Annotated in this window: 20 protein-coding genes; 16 read left to right on the top strand and 4 right to left on the bottom strand. The window is 50.6% G+C overall.

Going from position 1 to position 19,655, the window contains the following annotated elements; all coding sequences use genetic code 11:
* Positions 1-4 precede the first annotated feature (4 nt).
* Positions 5-2,602, bottom strand: coding sequence for a lipase/acyltransferase domain-containing protein (locus D3P09_RS02170; RefSeq protein WP_120106792.1), 2,598 nt, complete (start codon positions 2,600-2,602; stop codon positions 5-7).
* A gap of 482 nt (positions 2,603-3,084) precedes the next feature.
* On the opposite strand from D3P09_RS02170, the gene D3P09_RS02165 reads away from it, so the two are divergent.
* From D3P09_RS02165 to D3P09_RS02155, 3 genes are all read left to right on the top strand, one after another.
* Positions 3,085-3,312 carry a hypothetical protein gene (locus tag D3P09_RS02165; RefSeq protein WP_120106790.1) on the top strand — a complete coding sequence of 76 codons (228 nt, stop codon included), beginning with the start codon at positions 3,085-3,087 and terminating at the stop codon, positions 3,310-3,312.
* An 849-nt stretch (positions 3,313-4,161) separates the two neighbouring features.
* Complete coding sequence (locus D3P09_RS02160) at positions 4,162-4,920, top strand: restriction endonuclease (RefSeq protein ID WP_120106788.1); 759 nt, start codon at positions 4,162-4,164, stop codon at positions 4,918-4,920.
* 219 nt (positions 4,921-5,139) lie between these two features.
* Complete coding sequence (locus D3P09_RS02155; RefSeq protein ID WP_120106786.1) at positions 5,140-6,030, top strand: hypothetical protein; 891 nt, start codon at positions 5,140-5,142, stop codon at positions 6,028-6,030.
* A 147-nt stretch (positions 6,031-6,177) separates the two neighbouring features.
* On the opposite strand, the gene D3P09_RS02150 is transcribed toward D3P09_RS02155, so the two are convergent.
* The gene (locus D3P09_RS02150; protein WP_120106784.1) at positions 6,178-6,516 is read right to left on the bottom strand and encodes a L,D-transpeptidase; all 339 of its coding nucleotides are present in this window, start codon (positions 6,514-6,516) and stop codon (positions 6,178-6,180) included.
* 162 nt (positions 6,517-6,678) lie between these two features.
* On the opposite strand from D3P09_RS02150, the gene rsmD reads away from it, so the two are divergent.
* Both rsmD and coaD read left to right on the top strand, forming a co-directional pair.
* A complete protein-coding gene (gene rsmD, locus D3P09_RS02145) occupies positions 6,679-7,278 on the top strand; it encodes a 16S rRNA (guanine(966)-N(2))-methyltransferase RsmD (protein WP_243643871.1) in 600 nt (199 codons plus the stop codon).
* Positions 7,265-7,795, top strand: a complete 531-nt coding sequence (gene coaD, locus D3P09_RS02140) for a pantetheine-phosphate adenylyltransferase (RefSeq protein ID WP_120106780.1) — start codon at positions 7,265-7,267, stop codon at positions 7,793-7,795. The genes rsmD and coaD overlap by 14 nt, the downstream gene beginning before the upstream one ends.
* A gap of 19 nt (positions 7,796-7,814) precedes the next feature.
* Here the strand turns inward: coaD and D3P09_RS02135 are convergent, their stop codons facing one another.
* The gene (locus tag D3P09_RS02135) at positions 7,815-9,038 is read right to left on the bottom strand and encodes a nucleoside recognition domain-containing protein (protein ID WP_165867280.1); all 1,224 of its coding nucleotides are present in this window, start codon (positions 9,036-9,038) and stop codon (positions 7,815-7,817) included.
* Between the two features lie 100 nt (positions 9,039-9,138).
* Between D3P09_RS02135 and D3P09_RS02130 the strand changes: the two genes are divergently transcribed.
* Positions 9,139-10,218, top strand: coding sequence for a S16 family serine protease (locus tag D3P09_RS02130; RefSeq protein ID WP_120106776.1), 1,080 nt, complete (start codon positions 9,139-9,141; stop codon positions 10,216-10,218).
* A gap of 74 nt (positions 10,219-10,292) precedes the next feature.
* Here the strand turns inward: D3P09_RS02130 and D3P09_RS02125 are convergent, their stop codons facing one another.
* Positions 10,293-11,537: a nucleotidyltransferase gene (locus D3P09_RS02125; RefSeq protein ID WP_120106774.1), complete on the bottom strand. Its 1,245-nt coding sequence runs from the start codon at positions 11,535-11,537 to the stop codon at positions 10,293-10,295.
* 166 nt (positions 11,538-11,703) lie between these two features.
* On the opposite strand from D3P09_RS02125, the gene D3P09_RS02120 reads away from it, so the two are divergent.
* From D3P09_RS02120 to rnc, 10 genes are all read left to right on the top strand, one after another.
* Positions 11,704-12,219 carry a YceD family protein gene (locus D3P09_RS02120; protein WP_120106773.1) on the top strand — a complete coding sequence of 172 codons (516 nt, stop codon included), beginning with the start codon at positions 11,704-11,706 and terminating at the stop codon, positions 12,217-12,219.
* 32 nt (positions 12,220-12,251) lie between these two features.
* A complete protein-coding gene (gene rpmF / locus D3P09_RS02115; RefSeq protein ID WP_116043433.1) occupies positions 12,252-12,425 on the top strand; it encodes a 50S ribosomal protein L32 in 174 nt (57 codons plus the stop codon).
* A gap of 221 nt (positions 12,426-12,646) precedes the next feature.
* Positions 12,647-13,243, top strand: a complete 597-nt coding sequence (gene fapR, locus D3P09_RS02110) for a transcription factor FapR (RefSeq protein WP_207892453.1) — start codon at positions 12,647-12,649, stop codon at positions 13,241-13,243.
* Positions 13,227-14,216: a phosphate acyltransferase PlsX gene (gene plsX, locus D3P09_RS02105; RefSeq protein ID WP_120106769.1), complete on the top strand. Its 990-nt coding sequence runs from the start codon at positions 13,227-13,229 to the stop codon at positions 14,214-14,216. Before fapR ends, plsX begins: the two co-directional genes overlap by 17 nt.
* 9 nt (positions 14,217-14,225) lie before the next feature.
* Positions 14,226-15,212: a beta-ketoacyl-ACP synthase III gene (locus D3P09_RS02100; RefSeq protein WP_120106767.1), complete on the top strand. Its 987-nt coding sequence runs from the start codon at positions 14,226-14,228 to the stop codon at positions 15,210-15,212.
* 72 nt (positions 15,213-15,284) lie between these two features.
* Positions 15,285-16,214, top strand: a complete 930-nt coding sequence (fabD, locus tag D3P09_RS02095; RefSeq protein ID WP_120106765.1) for an ACP S-malonyltransferase — start codon at positions 15,285-15,287, stop codon at positions 16,212-16,214.
* Between the two features lie 23 nt (positions 16,215-16,237).
* Positions 16,238-16,987, top strand: coding sequence for a 3-oxoacyl-[acyl-carrier-protein] reductase (gene fabG, locus D3P09_RS02090; protein WP_120106764.1), 750 nt, complete (start codon positions 16,238-16,240; stop codon positions 16,985-16,987).
* A 94-nt stretch (positions 16,988-17,081) separates the two neighbouring features.
* A complete protein-coding gene (gene acpP / locus D3P09_RS02085) occupies positions 17,082-17,315 on the top strand; it encodes an acyl carrier protein (RefSeq protein WP_120106762.1) in 234 nt (77 codons plus the stop codon).
* Positions 17,316-17,470: 155 nt separating this feature from the next.
* Positions 17,471-18,712, top strand: a complete 1,242-nt coding sequence (gene fabF / locus D3P09_RS02080; RefSeq protein ID WP_120106761.1) for a beta-ketoacyl-ACP synthase II — start codon at positions 17,471-17,473, stop codon at positions 18,710-18,712.
* The gene (rnc, locus tag D3P09_RS02075; RefSeq protein ID WP_120106759.1) at positions 18,702-19,406 is read left to right on the top strand and encodes a ribonuclease III; all 705 of its coding nucleotides are present in this window, start codon (positions 18,702-18,704) and stop codon (positions 19,404-19,406) included. Before fabF ends, rnc begins: the two co-directional genes overlap by 11 nt.
* The last annotated feature ends 249 nt before the right edge of the window (positions 19,407-19,655 follow it).

Raw genomic sequence — 19,655 nt, 5'->3', positions numbered from 1 at the left:
TAAACTAAGTATTTTCCTCTTTTAGTGTCAATGGTATCTCACGTAACGATGGATTAAGGTTCTTTTGGTCTGTTATAACTAATCTAAACTTGTACTTCGTAAATGAATCAGACACAATAAACTTTCCTTTAAATGTGCCATCTACATTTTCAAGTTCTATATTATTGTCTGGAATCGGACTTCTTAGTGCACGAAGGACGGCTCTTGGGTTTGTATGTTCAATTTTTTCTTTGGATCTTTCCGTCAACAATTCAAAAGAAAATTTGTACTCTTGACCAATTTTTAAAACTTCAGTTGGAGGGCCAATGAAAAAGAGTGCATATTTTTCATCATACATTACAGTCAATCGTAGATACACCGAATCAAGAGTAACTCCCTTTACATTATCTGCAACTGCTTCTGAAAGTGTTCCGGCAAGATGCTTCTTACCAATTAATGTAACACTGAAATCAGAAATTGCAAAGGGGTTCATCCCTAGAAAGTTTGACCAAATCATCTCTGGCGTGATATACGCATTAGTTTCTTCCCACATAATCGCTGGTATGTTACCAAGACGTATGTTTAAATTCTTTACGTCTTCAGTAGGCCCAAATGGATTTTTCGAGTAATATTGCAGTACTAACATTTCGCTTTTTGATAAAGAAAGCTTCCCCCAATTTTTTGTAACTGTATCTCCTGGTTTTACATTTGTCCATGAATCTTCATCAATCGAATCCAACTCATCAACAGTTACAAATCTGTACAAGGTATCAACTTTTGTCCCAAGCGTTTGCGTTGTGAAAAGAATTTCTAGACCATCAGGTGTGGCAGTAATGGCCGGTTTTGTGAATGGAGCAATCGTATCAATTGAAAATTCGTATTCCTTTGATTTTATCGGCCTTCCGAATATATCTTTACCAAAGGCGACAATTTTATGATTGCCTGCAGGAAGGTCTAAAGAAAATGCATCCTTATATGTTGTTGGTGGCTCTCCATTTAGGGAATAGTAAACCACATCAATTAGTTCGTTATTCGCGTTGTTTATGCTTACATCTATAGGACCTGAAAAAACAAGTTGATACTTTACTTTTTTCGTATCTTTTTGTGGTTTGGCCACTATTTCAATTATTGGTATAGTCGGTTTCTTTTCTATTAAATCGGCGCTGTTCTGTTGTTTTTTTGTCTGAGTATATATATATTCTGTCCCTTTAGTTTTTCGCAGAGAAGGTTCTTTATCAGCTGTGAACAGAGGAAACGAAACGATTGCTGTTTCACCTGTATCAATTGGAAGTGGATCAAACGTTATTTCAGTTACTTCTTCATTTAGGATTTGAAGAGAAATATCAGCTATGCCTTTTTCGTGTGAAGTTAATTTAACTTTAATATTAGTTTCCGCATCTTGAGGCACAAAAAGATATTTCGAGTCACCTAATGGAAAATAAACTAACTTAGGGTTATTAGATAGGTCGCTGATTTCTTCAATTTTCGGATCAAATTGACCTGCAATGTACCTGTTATTCTCATCAAGGAAAGTAGGTGTAACAGGGCATTTTATGCTCGCCATAAATCCGTTATGTAGATCGTCAGAGGTTTTTAGATTAATACCATCTGGTAGTGGACCTTCCTTATTTCCTAGTGACCAAGCTATGAAATCTAAAACATTTTGAGATGAGCATAGTTCTGCGTGCTGACCTTCAGTATAGTAAAGATTAGCGGGATGGGTTGGAGTTGCACTAAATATCGGAACCACTCCATCTCCATTCATAAATATTGCATTAGATTTAAAAATAACCCTCATGCCAAATAGAGCGGAATCCGGTAGTTGGTAAATTGTTGGGTAACAATGACCAATTAAGCAATCGTGCTCCACCGAATCTGGCAAAGGTTTTAACATAGCTTGATGGACAGGAGATATATATCTGTCCCAAACTTCGACAAACTCGAGATTATCCTTACGATAAAATGATGATACATCCTGCTTTATGTCATCATAGCTTTTATCTTTGTTAGGATTAAAAAGGAACTTGCCATAAGCTGACTCAAAGTAGTGTTGACTTGGAAGAAGTTGATATGTTGACGGAAACTGTCTAGCTAGCCTCCTTGTTCTTTTATCATCTAGGAATAGATATGCTTGAGAGAGTTTTGGAAAAATGCCTGGCTCACCGTATGCAAGTGCTTTGTATGCATCAGGCGCTCCATGCCAAGGGGTTCCAATTGTGAGTAGTTTTTTTATGTTGTGATGCTCTTCATTCTTTTCTAATTGCAGAATAGCTAATTTTGCTAACATCCCGCCCATACTATGTCCAATTAATACAATTTCGTCTCCTCGATCAATAAAAGTTTTGATTTTGGCGACCAATCCTTTCACTTGTGTGAAGATATCCTGACGCCAATCATATGAATGGTAATCAAATTGTTGACCTGCAAATTCGTCAAGAATCCCCCTGTAAACACTTACATTAATATAAGTAAATGCACTAACACTACGTATTAGTCCTCCTGGTTCTAAATCTGGTCTAGTAAGATATTCTAAATCTCTTGTGTTTTTTGGAAACCAGACGTTATCTTCATTTAATAATAACTCGGTACCTTTAATTCCAGGAATAAATAGCACTCGCAACATGAAAGTCCTCCTAATAACCAGATGATTTTTAGTAAAGTAGCTCCATTTTTCAGAACGAAAATTATCTCTTTGAAGTATATATTATACCTAGTTTACAACAATTGCAGATAAATGACGATATGTGGAAGATGGTGATTCAAAAGTTTTATCAAGTATAGTTCATAAAGACTAGTTTTTATTCTCGAAAGGAAAGAAAGGGAGGCAATTCGAACAACGAATGGGGTTTTCTTTATTGCATAAAGAACGTTCATTCGCACACAATGAGAACAAACGTTCGTATTTGGATGGGCTTAATGGAAAATTACATCGGGCAGCTCGTCCAACTCATTTATTTGGATCGTAAGAGACAAGTCAGCTTCAGGGATGTGCGTGTCATATCGGTCAAGGGTGAGAAGGTAAAGCCTATTGCTATTCCGCACAGGCCATCCGCATTTTTAATTTGAGCGGAATCGTTGAAATTGAGTTGGCAAAGGGGGAGCGATATGGATAACCTAATTACGCGTACCAGAACGTACTTAGATGATCAGGATCTTGTCCGCGTCGATCGTTTGCTTGGTCGGCCAGTTAACATATATCTATTTGATCGTTATGAATCACTTCGTGTTATTGGTGTAGTGCAGGGCATTGATCGGCAGCGGGGCCGCTTCAAGGTGGAAGGCGACTGGTTCATCCTCGGCGACATCGAAGGTATTGCGGATGTTGAGCGATAATGCCCGCAAAGTTCTGAGCATCGCATGGAATCGATACCGGAATGAGTGGACGGATTTCGAAAGGGTCATTCCATATATTGTTCGATGGTCCGGACGTTCTAAGCACAGGGTGCGTGCAGCGCTGAATGAGCTGGTACTACTCTTGTGTCTAGGGATGAATATGTCGAGGTCCACGATGGCGGCGAAGTCTACCACGTGCCGGCGGATAACATAGCCAGCGTAAAGCCAGCACTCCTAACCTGAAAAATTCGTGCAACCCGTTCAATATGTTGTGCCGGAGGAGCAGCTATGATTTGATGTTCGCGGGTTCTAATTGGGTTCTATTTTCTTCATCTTATTTCATTTTCCTTCAGTCCGAGGCACAAAACCGAGAGTCATTCCCCCGCAGAACATCCATATTCATTGGCATTCTCTCTCAATCATATGTGGTAATTCTCCTCTCCCATGAAAGAGGCCCCCGAAAGGGGGCCTCGATTATTTTTGTGGGAATGTTTATGTATCGAGGGGTTGAAGCGAGGAATTATGAATAGTTAAAATGGTTGACCAATTGCTGACCAAATTTTCTTCATCGTTTTATCTTGCTTCAGAAATTTGAATTAATAAGAATAGGCTAATAGCAATAATAAGAGGAGCAGTTCCATTTGGAGCTGCTCCTCTGACCTTTTTTAGAAAGAGAAAATCCTAGGAATTTCAAAAGTTCTATCAAATTAAACATTACAAATGAATATATATTGATTCGTAATGTTAACTACAAAAGAAGTTATATAAATTTATAGTGCTAACAGACTACCGAATCACTGGGAATGATGTATAATTATAAGAACTTATTTACAAAAGGAGCTATTGTTTATGTCGCGGAGAAGAAAGAAGGAACAGCTTGATCCAGTTCAAAGCTTAGTTTTTTTGTTAATGGGCGGGGCCTTGTATGGTGGTTATTTATTAACTAAGTCCTTAGCAGTCGGCTGTGTTGCAGCGGGAAGCATACTTGGATTGTACGTGGCTATCGTTATCATTCATAATCAAAAACATGCTGAACGATTGAAGAGATCAGGGATCGCCGACATAGATAAGATGGATGGGCGCAAGTTCGAACTTTATTTAGGCCATCTGTTCAAGGCGCATGGCTACGCAGCCGAAGTAACAAAATCAGCGGGTGATTTCGGGGCGGATTTGGTCTTAACTAAAGCCAGCAAAAAGATCGTGGTCCAGGCGAAGAGGTACAGCAAGAACGTAAGCTTGAAAGCAGTCCAGGAAGTACATACAGCAATGAATCACTATGGAGCAACTGAAGCTTGGGTTGTAACAAATGCCGATTATACAGAGCAAGCCTACACACTTGCGAAGTCCAACGGGGTTCGATTGATAAATCGGCAGCAATTGATCGAGATGATTCTGGAGATTAATCCAGAGACGTCTAAAATGCCAGTGGCAAAACAAATCGTTGAACATCCGGTTGAAGAGTTAGTGGAGCAGCCGCTGATTACAGAACTCGATAATGATGAATGCCCCAAATGTGGTTATATGCTAGTAAAGAGGAAGAGCAGCCGGGGTGAGTTTTACGGATGCATGAACTTTCCTAAATGCAGGCATACAGTAGACATAGCGTGATTTAAGATCTTTCGGCCATGAGCCGGAATCTTTTTTTAACTTGTTATCCGTTTAAAAGAGGCGATTCTCTGAATACAGAGGTCGCCTTTTTTTGTATGAATAACTTGCATGACGAAAGTTTTCTGTTTTTCAACAAAAATAGTGCTTCACATTGGAAGAATATAGCTGTAATCTAGTTCTAAAGTCACATTCTTGAAATATATCAATGGGGGTTATAAGGTGAAAAATCCGCTATCTCGTATTATGGTCGCTGCCATTATAATTGCTTCCTTAAGCGCATGCGGCTCTGGAAACACAGCGGAATTATCTGCGGAGTTGAAAACCGAGAAAGAAAGTGTATCCGTGCTCAAGACGGAGAACGGTAATTTGAAAAGCGAGATCGAACAATTAAAAAAGGAAATCGACGAATTGAAAAACGGGCCGGACAAGATGTTAGCGGCAGGAAAACTTCAATTCGAAAAAGAAGATTTGAACGGATTGAATACTACCTTGTCTTCGCTGAAAAGCAAACATCCCGATTCAGAGCATATCGCAACGTTAGCAGATTTGAGCGCACGGCTGACAACGGAAATTGAAAAAGAGAATAAACGCATCGCTGCTGAGGCCAAAGCGAAGGAAGAGGAAGAGAAGGCGCGCCTAGCGGCGGCAACGGGCAAGATGCGCAAGGAGTATGATGAGATAACGGAGAGAACTTTTTATACCGATAAAACGTCTGCAAAATATGTAAATTCCAACTCCTTTCATATTTATTTCGGCACTCAAGAAGGATCTTCTCCATGGCTTCGGATTGCGATTCGATATACCGGGGATGATTGGGTATTCATGGACAGCTATACGATTAAAGCGGACGACGAGACATACACCGTCTCTCCGTCCTATGGTGAGATTCAACGCGATAACGGATACAGCGGCGTATGGGAATACTACGATGGGAACGTATCGAAATATGAGATGGAAATGATTAAAGCGATTATTTCTTCTAAAAAAACGCTCATCAGACATCAAGGCGATCAGTTTCATTATGATCGTACCGTTACAGCGGCAGAGAAGAAGGCGTTGCAAAATGTTCTGGACGCGTACAAGGCGATGGGCGGAGTCGAACCAAGCTAATTAAAAATCCGGTTTTGTTGGCTTGTATACACGACTATAGTGTGATTCGTTTAACTCTGATTGGACATACAGTATTCCAATGCTGCCTGTGGAATAACCAAAAGAGCGCTATTCGAGGATCTCCCTCCAATAGCGCTCTTTGTGCAGTTAAGGCCGAATCGTCACACGAGTCCCGATTGGCACCAAAGCCTGCAGCTCCAGGACGTCCTGATTGTACATGCGAATGCAGCCATGCGAGACTAATCCTCCGATCGAAGACGGATCATTGGTGCCGTGTATGCCGTAGTGCGGCTTGGACAGGCCCATCCAGAATGCACCGAAAGGGCCTCCCGGATGCGGCTGCTTGTTAATGATCGTGAACTCGCCCGAAGGGGACTGGGTCACCATTCTTCCGATACCTACGGGGTAAGCGCGGACGACAATATTGTTGTCCAGCAGGTACAGCTTCCTGTCGGACAAGTCTATAATAATACGGTAATTAGGCATGAGCTTCCTCCTTTTCTGTATACTATGGCGGCAAGGGCAGGAGTGGCTGGGTGACGCCAAAAAGGTTGCGGCGGCGGCCAGCCGATTCATGCATTCATCTTTATTCTCCGCGGGAATGTATGGTACGATAGGCGGGAACGATTGCGAAAGGGGCAAAAAGCAGTGAGAATCATCGCAGGCGCGGCAAAAGGGCGCGCGCTGAAGGCTGTGCCGGGCACGAACACCAGGCCTACAACAGATAAGGTGAAAGAAGCGATTTTCAGTATAATCGGCCCTTACTTTGACGGGGGCATCGCGCTGGATTTGTTCGCAGGGACAGGCGGACTTGGCCTGGAGGCATGGAGCCGGGGCGCGGAGAAAGTCATATTTGTCGATAAGGATAAAATAAGTGTGGATATTATCCGCCACAATGTACAGGCCGCGGGCGCGGAGAGCGATGTTGAGATTTACCGCAATGATGCCGACCGTGCGTTGAAAGCGTTGGCAAAGCGGGGAATCAGCTTTTCGCTAGTGTTCCTGGATCCGCCTTACCGAATGACGGATATGAATGAATGGATGAGTGAGCTCGCCGGAAAAGGCATGCTGGAGCCGGATGCGACTATAATGGTAGAGCACGATGCGTCAGTAGCGTATTCGGATAGCATACCGGGCTTTCATCAGGTCAGAAGCGCGAAATACGGCGATACAGCCGTTACCATATATCGTTACATAGAAGGAACTATGGAAGAGACGAATAGGAGCGAATCGGATGTCAACGAATGAGAAGAATGCAGCAGGACCATCCCCGAAGAAGGAACGCATCGCCGTATACCCGGGCAGCTTTGATCCCGTTACGTACGGCCATCTGGACATCATTCAGCGCTCGTCCAAGCAGTTCGACCGCCTGATCGTTGCGGTCTTGAACAATACGAGCAAAAAACCGCTTTTTTCGGTGGAGGAGCGCAAGGAATTGCTTCGAGAAGTGACCAAGGATCTGCCGAATGTGGAGATTGACAGCTTCCGTGATTTGCTGGTGCGATTCATGCGCAGCAAAGAAGCGGACGTCATTATCCGCGGCATTCGTTCGGTAACCGACTTTGAGTATGAGCTGCAATTGGCTTCGACGAACCATCTCCTTGACGGAGAGATTGACACCATGTTCATGATGACCAATCCCAAATATTCCTATCTCAGCTCCAGCATTGTGAAAGAAATCGCCCAGTTCAAAGGCGAAGTGAAGGAACTGGTGCCGCCAGTTGTAGAAGCGCGGCTCAAGGAGAAGTACGAGGATAACATCTGATCCTTGGCGGGCGCTTCGGCTACCGGTCAATACGAATGGGATTTGATTTCTGCGGAATACATGCATAAGCAATAAGCAGGATGGCGAATACGACTGCTGCCGAAGAGAGCGAATAGAGCCATAGGACAGGCAGGTCTCCTGCCGTCATGGCGGACATCGGCATGCTGACATCAATGGCTGACGTATAATAGCGGCCGGACACCATTACCGGGAAGCCCCCTTCAGGGGCGAGTTTGGCAGCGAGCCAGCTTAGCGGGCGCCAAAGCAGCAGGGTTAGCAAGAATGCATGCAGCGCATGGTTCAGGCGATGTACGACAAAAGGTAGCAGCCTCAGATCAGTGCCGGCTATCGCATAGCCGGTCTGCAGGATGCCTGCGAGGCCGCTCCATGCCAGTATTGCTGCGATGATGGCGCAGCCGAATGCGGCGCTGCCGCCTGGCGCATTCCAGATGGCCGCGGCATACGAGCCCAGATGGCTCTCGAAGAAGGCGGCTCCAATGAAGGAGAAGCCCGCTTTCTGAATCGGTGCGATCAGCGGCTCGGACAGCTTGGCCAGCACAGAGGCGAAGATCATAAAGCCGCCTACGACCATCAGCTTTTGCACGCTGCCGGAGACGGCATCGCCAAGCACCTTGCCGAAGCTTCGGCCGTCTTGCTCTCTTCCGGCTTGCAGGCCATGCGCGAATGCGGACAGCCAGCCCGCAGTGCGGTTCTGATCAGCGTCCGGCGAAGCTTGCTTACGCTGGCGGAATATCGATGTCATTAGCAGCAGCCACAGGGCGGATACCCAGACGGCTGCTGCTATCATCATGCCCGCAATCGGCTTATGAAGGAAGCCCGCTCCGATTACAACCAGCATAAAAAGCGGGTTCGGCATATGGGCGAAGGATAGCAGACGCTGGCCTTGAGCCTGGTCGAGCAGCTCGCGCTTGCGGAGGGAGGCGACGGCCTCCGAGCCCGCGGGATAGCCGCCCGCCCATCCGAATATGAGCGCAAGCGCTGCCTCGCCGGGCAGGCCAAGCGACCTCTGCATGAGCGGCTGCAGCGTCGTGCCGATGGCATGGGCTAGGCCGAAGGCTAATATGATTTCATACAAGACGAGAAACGGGAGCAATCCCGGGAATACAATATTCCACCATACGGTGAGACCTTGCAGCGACGCCTGAAATGAGGCGTCGGGCTGCACGATAATAGAGCCGACCAGCAGGATGGACAGGACGGCTATAACGATCGTTTTGGGCATGCCGATCAACTCCTTTGGGACAAACCAGTTACGGTTATACTTACGTGGCAAGAATCGAAGATAGACCATGAATCAATAAGCTTGCGATGGGAGGGAGCCTATGCGAAGAGGACTAACTGCCGTGCGGCGCATTTTCATAACTGCGGCGGTTACCGCGCTAGCGATGTGGGGGCTTCTGTATGCCCCTACGCCTTATCTTGTATACGAACCGGGCATCGCGGTGCCGGTGGATCCGATGATCGCATTGGAATCCGGCGCGGCTGCTGATGGAGGGCAGTTCCTGCTCACGGCGGTTAAGCTCATCGAACCCAATCTGCTCGGAGTACTGAAGGCAACGGTCAGCCGGGATCGGGATGTATATGAGAAAAGCTCTGTGCTCGGCCATTTTACGAAAGAACAATACGCGGAGCGGCTGACGATTATTATGGAAGGATCGCAATACGATGCGATTGAAGCGGCTTACCGGCATTTGAAAATTCCTTACGAGGCGAAGACAGAAGCTATCGTCATAACTGACATTATCCGTGTGGCCGACCAGCCGGTCGGAAAGCTGCGGGCAGGGGATAAGCTGCTGCGGTTGGAGGGCGGCGAGCCGTTCACTAGCGTCGCTGACGCGGCGGAGCAAGTGATTAAGGCGCTTGACGGGAAGTCGGGCGGAGCTTTACCTTCGGTCATGATGGAGATTGAACGAGGCGGCAAAAAAATGATGATTGAGCTTGAACCGTCCGTTACGTACAAAGAAGGAGAAGCGGAGTCGGTTGAGAAGCGGTTGGCATTGCTTTTGGGCGCGAAGAGCTTTGTGGAGCTGCGGACGGTTGAAGCGATTAATGAGAAGCAGAGGCTGTCTATATCCGCAGGAGAGATCGGCGGACCTTCCGCTGGGCTTGTCTTTACGCTTGGCGCTATCGATCTGCTGACGGATGGCGATCTGACGCGGGGAGCGCGGATTGCAGCTACAGGAACAATTAGCCCCGACGGGAAAGTAGGCGCCATCGGCGGCATCAAGCAGAAGGTCGTATCCACCTCGGGTGAAGGCGCAAGGCTGTTCCTTGTGCCAAAGGCGAATGAGAAGGATGCGCTGAGCAAAGCCAAATCTATCAAGACAGCTATGAAAATAGTTGGAGTAGAAACACTCCAGGATGCGCTTGATGCGATAAATGAATTTGAGCCAAATGGGTAACTGCAGGTGCTGGTTGTGGAACGTGGAATTTATAAATATTTTTTACTTAGCCAGTTTGGCTTGTGAAAAGCCCGTCAGATCATGACGGGCTTTTCGCGGTAGTCGCGGAATAGTGAGGCAGCAGGGTCGCTGCCGCTTGCGCCGAGCATGTAGGCGTTGCTTGCCCTGACATCAAGGCCGAGGTAGCGATACGGCTCGGGCGGCCTGGCGGCGCTGAGCAGGACGGGGAGCGAGGAAGTCTCGCGCATCCGCTTCAGAAGCGTTCGCCCGCGCTCGGTGAAGCCCAGGACGCGGATATATTCCACACCGCCAGCCAGCTTGTCCGGCGTGAACTCGTCACGCGCATGTCCAAGCAGGATGGACAGCAGCGCCCGCTGCAGCCGCGTACGGGTGTAGCGCTTCGTCTTGAGCAGCGACAGCAGTTCCTCAAAGCTGCCTTCATGCAGCTCGGGCAAGGCATTGAGCATTCTATGCTCAAGACCCTCGCTAACATCTCTGCAAGCTGCCAATGAGGCTGCATCGCCCGTCAGCAGCTTATGCATGAGCGCAGGCATGTAGCGCTCCCAGCTTACGGGTGAGATTCCTGCCGCAGCGCAAGAGTTAATAATTTGATAGGTAGACGCCGGCACGAATGGCTGGACTTCCGCAAGATTGCCGCTCTCCAGCAGCAGCTTCCTGATCGCCGTTGCGCTGGCGATAGAGCCGTCGGTGATGGACTGTTGGTTATACTGCGCTTTTTCGCGGGCAATCGTGAATGGTTTCATGGCGCCTTTGATGCGCTTTAAGGCGATTAGATAATGCAGGCCGAGCGTATGGTTCGGCGTATCGAACGGGAACAGCGCTGCTTCTCCGTGACCCTGTTCAGCCAAGTAACCCTGCAGGGCGCCGCTATATGCGACGGGGTAGCTCATGCCCGTATCCAAGCGCTCTCTCAGCAGCGCCTGGAAGCGCGGAGGCTCGTTCGCCGCGATCTCTGCGGCATGCAGAAGGGGAGCAAGCTCTCCGCTTTCCGTACCGAAGCAGAAGGCGTCTACGACGCCTGTCGCCTCCAGCAGCGATACCGCACCGTAAGCGAACCATTCCGCGGCATGCGTCGCGTAGGCGGCCGGCAGCTCGATGACAAGGTCGCAGCCGCCTTGCAGCGCCATGCGGGTCCGCGTCCATTTGTCCCACATCGCAGGTTCGCCGCGCTGCAGAAAGTTGCCGCTCATGACGGCGACGACCGCATCGGCTCCTGTTATTTTGGCCGATTGGCGCAAATGATAAAGATGTCCGTTGTGGAACGGATTGTATTCTACGATCAGGCCTACAGCGCGCATTGGTCAGACGCCTCTCCCTTCATCTTGATTTATAGGTGATTTCACTATAGCATAGAGAGGATGCCGCATCACAGCCGAAGATGCGCAAACGGAATTGCAACGTGAAATTGTTGACAAAAGATCGTTTGAATCGCTATAATAATCTTTGTTTGTTTGGAGTGATGATATGCAGTTTCATATGCAAGAGATGATGGCGAGGGGCCTGAAGGCAACCGTACAAGAAGCGCTCGATGTGAGCGAGTTGTTCAAGGGACGGGCGGATGTGATTGCGGCTGGTCCGCTCCATGTGTCGCTTGAGGTTGCCGGTCACGAAGGATTCGTAACAGTCGACGGTACGCTTACCATCGATCTGGAGCTTGCATGCTCACGTTGTCTTGAACCGACCAAAGAACATACGGTCATTCCCTACTTCGAACAGTTCAAGCCCGCTTCCGCTGAGGAAGCCGATGGCGATACGGACGAAGACGAAGAGTTTGTGGAAGTGAAATCGGACAGACTTGACCTGTTGCCGTTTCTGGAAGAAGCGCTTCTGGTGTTCATGCCTTTCGCGCCGCTATGCGGCGAGGATTGCAAGGGACTCTGTCAAACCTGCGGAGAAAACTTAAATGAGCGAACCTGCGAATGCAAAAACGAGCGGATCGACCCTCGCTTTGAATCGCTGAAGGATTTGTTTAAGGAGTAAACGGCATTGATTTTGTGAAGGAGGTGGGAAAGATGGCAGTACCTCAACGTAGAACATCCAAAACTCGCCGCGACAAGCGTCGCACGCATTTCAAGCTTGCGATACCGGGTATGGTAAAATGCGAGCAATGCGGAGAGCTGAAATTGGCTCACCACGTATGCAAAGTGTGTGGATATTACAAAACAAAAGAGATCATTTCCCAATAATAATGATTTCCATGATAGCACTTCATCTCGCGGTGAGGTGCTATTTTTTGGTTTCATTGCGCAGAATGACTTTTTTTTATATACTGATTTAGTACCAGGTGATAAAAACTTGCGTTTAACATATATCTAGTAGGGATGGTCGGCGATAACAGTTTGCTAGATTAGGCGCTCAGTCATTCCTATACCATACTGGACGAAGGGGTGAACCGAGCATGGAACGAATGCCCAAGCGCCAAAGGCACCAGCAGCTGGCCCAGCATATCGAAGAGAATCCTTTTATGACGGACCGGGAGCTGACGCGCTTGCTGAAAGTCAGCATACAGACGATTCGGCTAGACCGGATGGAACTCGGTATTCCCGAGCTTCGGGAGCGCATGAAGCTGATGGCGGAACGCTCCTATGATTCCGTACGCTCCCTGCCGCTGCATGAGGTGATCGGGGAGATTGTGGATCTGGAGCTGGACAAGAGCGGCATCTCGATCTTCGAGATTAGAGAAGAGCATGTCTTCTCCCGCACGTCGATCGCAAGGGGCCACCATGTGTTCGCGCAGGCGAACTCGCTGGCAGTAGCCGTGATCGACGACGCCATTGCGCTGACGGTGACGGCGGACATCCGCTTTATCCGTCCGGTAAGGCTGGGCGAGAAATGCATTGCCAAGGCCTACGTCCGTTCGGTCTCGGGAGAGCGAAGCAAATCGAAAGTTGAACTATTCACATATGTAGGTGACGAGATGGTGTTCCAAGGCAACTTCGTCATCTTCAGATCCGCCGGCGACAGGGACAATGGAGGAGGAGAAGAACATGCGGATCGCCATTGACGCGATGGGAGGAGATCATGCTCCCGAGCAGATTGTGAAAGGAGCGCTGGATGCCGCGGCCGAATGGCCGGACACCGAGCTGCTGCTTGTAGGCGATAAAGCGGTTATCGAGCCGCTCATGAAGGCAGGGAAGCCTTCCAATGTGCAGCTTATTCATGCGGATGACGTGATCGGCCCGGACGATGAGCCGGTGAAAGCGGTAAGACGCAAGAAGGGCGCATCCATGGTCATAGCGGGCCAGCTCGTGAAGGACAAGCAGGCTGACGCCATGCTGTCGGCTGGCAATACGGGAGCGCTTATGACGACGGGCTTGCTGGTCGTCGGCCGGATGGAGGGCATCGAGCGTCCCGCGCTCGCTTTTGTGCTCCCGACGGTGGATGATGTAGGCATTCTGGCGATGGACCTCGGCGCGAATATGGACGCGAAGCCGGAGCATTTGGCGCAATACGCGGTCATGGGCAGCATCTATCGCGAGAAGGTGCACGGCATCAAGAGCCCGCGTGTCGGCCTGCTGAATGTGGGCACCGAAGCGAAGAAGGGCAATGAGATGACCAAGGCAGCTTATGATTTGCTGGAGCAAGCGCCGGTCAACTTTGTCGGAAACGTAGAGTCCAGAGAAGTGCTGGACCGGAATTGCGACGTACTGATCTGCGACGGCTTCTCAGGCAACATTATGCTGAAGTCGCTGGAGGGCACGGCAGGCACAATCTTCGCCATGCTGAAGACGGCGTTCGGCAATTCCTTCCTGACGAAGATTGCCGCAGCGATTATGCTGCCGCAGCTGAAGCAGCTTAAGAAAAAGATGGACTATAAGGAGCATGGCGGCGCGCCTTTGCTCGGCCTCAACGGCCTTGTCGTGAAATGCCACGGCTCGTCCGATGCGGTCGCGGTAAAAAATGCGGTTCGCCAGGCAAGAATTGCCCTGCAAGGCAATATGATAGAATCAATCTCTTCTGAAATTAACGGGAAGTGAGTGTGAAGCATGGGTTTGCATCCTGTCGGCATTATTGGAACGGGCAAATATGTGCCCGAACGCATTCTTACAAATCAGCAATTGGAACAAATGGTAGAAACGAATGACGAATGGATCGTAACCCGCACCGGCATCAAGGAACGCCGCATGGCGGCAGCGACGGAAGCAACTTCAGATCTGGCTTACGAAGCGGCGAAGCGTGCGATCGAGGCTGCAGGCTTAACGGCTGAGGACATTGACCTGATCATTGTATCGACGATTACGCCGGATATGTTCTTTCCGTCCACCGCTTGCCTGCTTCAGACCAAATTAGGCGCGTCCAAAGCTGCGGCCTTCGATCTGTCGGCAGCTTGCTCGGGCTTTATCTACGGCTTGGCAACGGCGTCCAATATGATTGCTACCGGCATGTACAAGCATGTGCTTGTCGTAGGGGCGGAAACCTTGTCCCGCATTACAGATTATACCGACCGCAACACATGCATTCTGTTCGGCGACGGCGCAGGCGCTGTCGTGCTTGGACAGGTCGAGGAAGGAAGAGGCTTCCGCTCCTTCGAGCTTGGCGCGGACGGAAGCGGCGGCGAGCTTCTGAAGGTTAGCGGCGGCGGTTCGCGCATGCCGTCTTCGGAGCAGAGCATCTCCGAGAAGCAGCATTATATCCATATGGCCGGCAATGACGTATTCAAGTTTGCGGTGCGCATCATGGGCAGCGCGGCTGAGGATGCGCTTGCGAAGGCAGGCCTTGCGAAGGAAGACGTTGATCTTCTTATCCCGCATCAGGCGAATATCCGCATTATTCAATCGGCGCTTAACCGGCTGAATCTGCCGGAGGAGAAGGCCATGATCAATTTGGACAAGTACGGCAATATGTCGGCGGCGTCGATTCCGGTTGCGCTGGCGGAAGCCGTAGAGCAGAACCGTGTGAAGGAAGGCGATACACTGGTATTCGTCGGCTTCGGCGGCGGTCTGACATGGGGAGCTTCCGTACTGGTTTGGTAATAGGATACGGTAACAGGCTGCTCGCATAGAGCGGCTGAACCGTATTGGAATTGGCTTAGGAGGGGAAACGCGTTGGCGAAGACTGCATTTGTATTTCCCGGACAGGGAGCCCAGGCCGTAGGCATGGGCAAGGACGCTTACGATGCGTTCGAGAATGTGCGGGATATTTTCCAGAAGGCTGATCAGGCTCTGGGCATGGAATTGACGAAGCTTATATTCGAGGGGCCGGAGGAGGCGCTCAAGCAGACGGCGAATACGCAGCCTGCGCTTCTGACTGTTAGCGTCGCCTACTTGAAGCTGCTTGAGGAAAGCGGCCTGAAAGCGGACTATGTAGCGGGCCACAGCTTAGGTGAATACAGCGCGCTTGTCGCGGCTGGCGTATTGTCCTTTGAGGATGCGGTTCGTACGGTTCGCGCGCGCGGGTTGTACATGGAGCAGGCTGTGCCTAGCGGTCAAGGCGCGATGGCGGCGGTGCTCGGCGCAGAGCGCGACGTGCTTGCAAGCTTGTGCGAAGCGATTACAGCAGAAGGAAGCGCGGTAGAGCTGGCGAACGTGAATTGCCCTGGCCAGATCGTCGTCTCCGGCACGGCGCAAGGCGTGCAGGCGGTTGTGGAGCGCGGCAAGGAAGCGGGAGCGAAGCGTGTTATTCCGCTTGAAGTAAGCGGTCCGTTCCACTCGTCGCTGATGAAGCCCGCTGCCGAGCAGTTGTCGGCCGCGCTTGGGGGCGTTAATCTCTCTAATGCGGCGGTTCCGGTCGTGGCTAACGTGACGGCGCGCGAAGCGACGGAAGCATCCGCAATTCGCGAGCTGCTTGTGGAACAGGTCTATTCTCCTGTATTGTGGGAGGACAGCGTGCGCTATCTGATCGAGCAAGGCGTAGATACGTTCGTGGAGATCGGTTCGGGTACGGTGCTTGCGGGTCTGATCAAAAAAATCGACCGCAATGTCCGTGTCATATCGGTGAACAACATCTCGGCGCTGGATGCGCTGCAGGTGAACTAATGCAAGGGGTGGAGGGGATCCTAATGTTTGCGAGTCTGGAAGGGAAGAAAGCGCTCGTAACGGGCGCTTCGCGGGGCATCGGCCGCGCGATCGCAGTTGCCCTGGCTGAAGCGGGCGCTGACGTGGCGATCAACTATTCCGGCAGCGAAGCCGCTGCTGCGGAGACAGCTGCCGCTGTCGAGGCGCTGGGACGCCGCGCGATCATCGTGAAAGCGAATGTCGGCAAAGCCGATGAATTCGACGCCATGGTGAAGGAAGTGATCGAGCAGCTTGGCGCGCTGGATATTCTTGTGAATAACGCCGGCATTACAAGAGATAATTTAATTATGCGGATGAAGGAAGAAGAGTTCGACCAAGTCATCGAGACGAATCTGAAAGGCGTGTTCAACGGCATCAAAGCGGTGACGCGTCCGATGATGAAGCAGCGCTCCGGCCGGATTATCAATATCTCTTCCGTAGTCGGCGTGCTCGGCAACCCTGGACAAGCCAACTATGTCGCGGCGAAAGCCGGCGTCATTGGCTTGACGAAGGCAAGCGCCAGAGAGCTCGCATCGCGCGGCATTACCGTCAACTGCGTCGCGCCTGGATTCATTCAGACCGATATGACGGACAAGCTGCCGGAGGATATGAAGGAATCGCTGTCTGCCGGAATTCCGCTTGCGCGCCTTGGCGACGCGGCTGATATTGCGAATGCGGTAAGGTTCCTCGCATCCGATGCGGCGGCCTATATGACAGGCCAGACCGTCCATGTGGACGGCGGCATGTACATGTAGCATTGAACCTGTGAATGTAGGCCTTTTGCCCGCTAAGGTAAAGATGGCAATTTACATTTAATTCTCGTATAATACGGTGGAGGAGGTGAACCGGATGTCCGAAGTAGTAGAACGCGTAAAACGTATTGTCATCGACCGCCTTGGCGTAGACGAAGCAGAAGTAACACTTGAAGCTTCCTTCAAAGATGACCTCGGAGCTGACTCTCTTGACGTCGTTGAATTGGTCATGGAGCTGGAAGACGAGTTTGATATGGAAATCTCTGATGAAGATGCAGAGAAAATCACTACGGTGGGAGAAGTTGTGACTTACATACAATCTCATACCTAAGGATGGACAAGTCCCGTTGCGATATACGGGACTTCTCTCCATGTAGCACATTTTCGACGCTTTTTACTACGTTTATTAAAGCTTAACCGCTTTTCATATAGAAGGAAGATTCATCAACAAGGTCTTCTAAATCGCTGTCTGCAGAGGTGAATGCAATGAAACAGAGAGTTGTCGTTACAGGCATGGGGGTCATGACTTCATTAGGTTCCGATCTGGAGCAATTTTGGGGGAACCTGCTTGAGGGAAAATCGGGCGTATCCGTTGTGGAAGCATTCGATTTCTCCGAATATCCGACGCGCATTGCGGCGGAGATTAAGAACTTCAATCCCGAAGATTACGGTTTGGATAAAAAAGAAGCGCGACGGATGGACCGTTTCGTTCAATTCGCGGCTGTAGCTAGCAAGCTGGCCGTGGAGGATTCGGGCATCAAGATCGGCGAGAATGCCGACGCTGAGCGCGTAGGCGTTATGATCGGTTCCGGCATCGGCGGTCTGGGCACTTGGGAAGATCAGCACAATGTACTGCTGGAGAAAGGCCCGAAGCGCGTCAGCCCGTTCTTCATTCCGATGATGATCGCGAACATGGCTTCCGGCCAAGTCTCGATGCTGACAGGCGCGAAAGGCCCGAACAGCACGGCGGTAACAGCTTGTGCTACGGGCACGCACTCCATCGGCGATTCGTTCAAGATGATTCAGCGCGGGGATGCTGACGTCATGCTGGCAGGCGGCGCGGAAGCGACGATCCGCCCGACAGGCATGGCTGGCTTCTGCTCCATGCGCGCCATGTCGACGCGCAACGACGAGCCGGAGAAAGCAAGCCGTCCGTTCGATATCGACCGTGACGGATTCGTTATGGGCGAAGGCGCAGGCGTGCTTGTGCTGGAGTCGCTTGACCATGCGATAGCGCGCGGCGCGAAGATTTATGCCGAGGTTATCGGCTACGGCATGAGCGGCGACGCTCACCATATGACAGAGCCGGATCCGGACGGAGCGGCACGCTGCATGGTGAAAGCAATCCGCGACGCGGGCATCGATCCGTCTGCGATTGATTACATCAATGCGCACGGCACATCGACTCCGGTAGGCGATAAATCCGAGACGACCGCTATTAAGAAGACGTTTGGTGATCACGCTTACAAATTAGCAGTGAGCTCCACGAAGTCGATGACGGGCCACCTGCTCGGCGCGGCTGGCGGCGTTGAAGCCGTCATTCTTGGACTGACGCTGAAGAGCGGCGTTATTGCTCCGACGATCAACCTGGATAACCAGGATCCAGAGCTTGACCTGGATTACGTACCGAATAAGCCTCGCGAAGCGAACGTGAAGTACGCCCTGTCCAACTCGTTCGGCTTTGGCGGCCACAATGCTACGATCGTCATGAAAGCATATGAAGCATGAACATTTTGACGAGCTGCAGCAGAAGCTGCAGCTCGCTTTCAAGCGTCCAAGACTGCTAAGACAAGCGTTCACGCACACTTCTTATGTGAATGAGCATAAGCGCGGCTCGGTGCAGGACAACGAGCGTCTGGAGTTTTTGGGCGATGCGGTGCTTCAGCTATTGGTCTCCGAATATTTGTTCACTACCTATCCGAAGCGGCCTGAAGGCGAGCTTACCCGGATGCGGGCGTCCGTCGTCTGCGAGCCGTCGCTTGCTTACTTTGCGGAGCGGATGGAGCTGGGCAAGTATGTGCTGCTGGGACGGGGCGAGGAGCAGCTTGGAGGCAGGCACCGGCAAGCGCTGCTGGCGGATTTGTTCGAGTCGTTTATCGGCGCGATCTTCCTGGATGCGGGTATTGAGCGGACGCGTGTTTTTCTGGAAGAGCATATGTTTCCGTTCATCGAGTCCAACGATTTTGGCCTGCTCATGAAGGATGCCAAGTCGAAGCTGCAGGAGAAAGCGCAGCATAACGGCCTTGGGCCGGTCGAATACCGCATTGTGGAAGAGCGCGGGCCTGCGCATGACCGCGAGTTTATCGTTGAGGTATGTCTCGGCGAGGAACGGTACGGACTTGGCGCCGGACGAACGAAGAAGGAAGCGGAGCAGCGGGCTGCTGCGGAAGCGTGGAATACGCTGGCCGCCCATGATGCGTGAGGGCGCCAATCGTGCGGCTGCCGTGGACGCGGGAGTGCTTATGGGCTTCTGCGATGTCGACAATATCGGATGGATAAGACCTCTTTTGGCCGGATAACGGTTCGAAGGGGTCTTTTTGCTGGTGGAGATGGACTTGTTAACGTTCATTAAGGACTGGCTTTCGAGAAGAAAATCAGGCAGTCAGAATTAAGAGGCTACAGCGGAACATGCGGATTTGGCAAGAAATCGGAGAGGTGTGATGTCTCTCTT

The sequence above is a fragment of the Paenibacillus pinisoli genome, from assembly GCF_003605435.1.
In the GTDB taxonomy this organism is placed as follows: domain Bacteria; phylum Bacillota; class Bacilli; order Paenibacillales; family Paenibacillaceae; genus Pristimantibacillus; species Pristimantibacillus pinisoli.
Note: the sequence above shows the minus strand (reverse complement) of the source record. Positions and strands in the feature narration are given on the sequence as shown.

Bases quoted from the DNA above. Each gene is read 5' to 3' on its own strand.
- plsX (WP_120106769.1), top strand. From the start codon at position 13,227: ATGCGGATCGCCATTGACGCGATGGGAGGAGATCATGCTCCCGAGCAG.
- acpP (WP_120106762.1), top strand. From the start codon at position 17,082: ATGTCCGAAGTAGTAGAACGCGTAAAACGTATTGTCATCGACCGCCTT.
- D3P09_RS02150 (WP_120106784.1), bottom strand. From the start codon at position 6,516: ATGCCTAATTACCGTATTATTATAGACTTGTCCGACAGGAAGCTGTAC.
- D3P09_RS02170 (WP_120106792.1), bottom strand. From the start codon at position 2,602: ATGTTGCGAGTGCTATTTATTCCTGGAATTAAAGGTACCGAGTTATTA.
- fapR (WP_207892453.1), top strand. From the start codon at position 12,647: ATGCCCAAGCGCCAAAGGCACCAGCAGCTGGCCCAGCATATCGAAGAG.
- rnc (WP_120106759.1), top strand. From the start codon at position 18,702: ATGAAGCATGAACATTTTGACGAGCTGCAGCAGAAGCTGCAGCTCGCT.
- D3P09_RS02125 (WP_120106774.1), bottom strand. From the start codon at position 11,537: ATGCGCGCTGTAGGCCTGATCGTAGAATACAATCCGTTCCACAACGGA.
- D3P09_RS02130 (WP_120106776.1), top strand. From the start codon at position 9,139: ATGCGAAGAGGACTAACTGCCGTGCGGCGCATTTTCATAACTGCGGCG.
- fabG (WP_120106764.1), top strand. From the start codon at position 16,238: ATGTTTGCGAGTCTGGAAGGGAAGAAAGCGCTCGTAACGGGCGCTTCG.
- coaD (WP_120106780.1), top strand. From the start codon at position 7,265: ATGTCAACGAATGAGAAGAATGCAGCAGGACCATCCCCGAAGAAGGAA.
- D3P09_RS02120 (WP_120106773.1), top strand. From the start codon at position 11,704: ATGCAGTTTCATATGCAAGAGATGATGGCGAGGGGCCTGAAGGCAACC.
- D3P09_RS02165 (WP_120106790.1), top strand. From the start codon at position 3,085: ATGGATAACCTAATTACGCGTACCAGAACGTACTTAGATGATCAGGAT.
- D3P09_RS02160 (WP_120106788.1), top strand. From the start codon at position 4,162: ATGTCGCGGAGAAGAAAGAAGGAACAGCTTGATCCAGTTCAAAGCTTA.
- fabF (WP_120106761.1), top strand. From the start codon at position 17,471: ATGAAACAGAGAGTTGTCGTTACAGGCATGGGGGTCATGACTTCATTA.
- rpmF (WP_116043433.1), top strand. From the start codon at position 12,252: ATGGCAGTACCTCAACGTAGAACATCCAAAACTCGCCGCGACAAGCGT.
- D3P09_RS02100 (WP_120106767.1), top strand. From the start codon at position 14,226: ATGGGTTTGCATCCTGTCGGCATTATTGGAACGGGCAAATATGTGCCC.
- D3P09_RS02135 (WP_165867280.1), bottom strand. From the start codon at position 9,038: ATGCCCAAAACGATCGTTATAGCCGTCCTGTCCATCCTGCTGGTCGGC.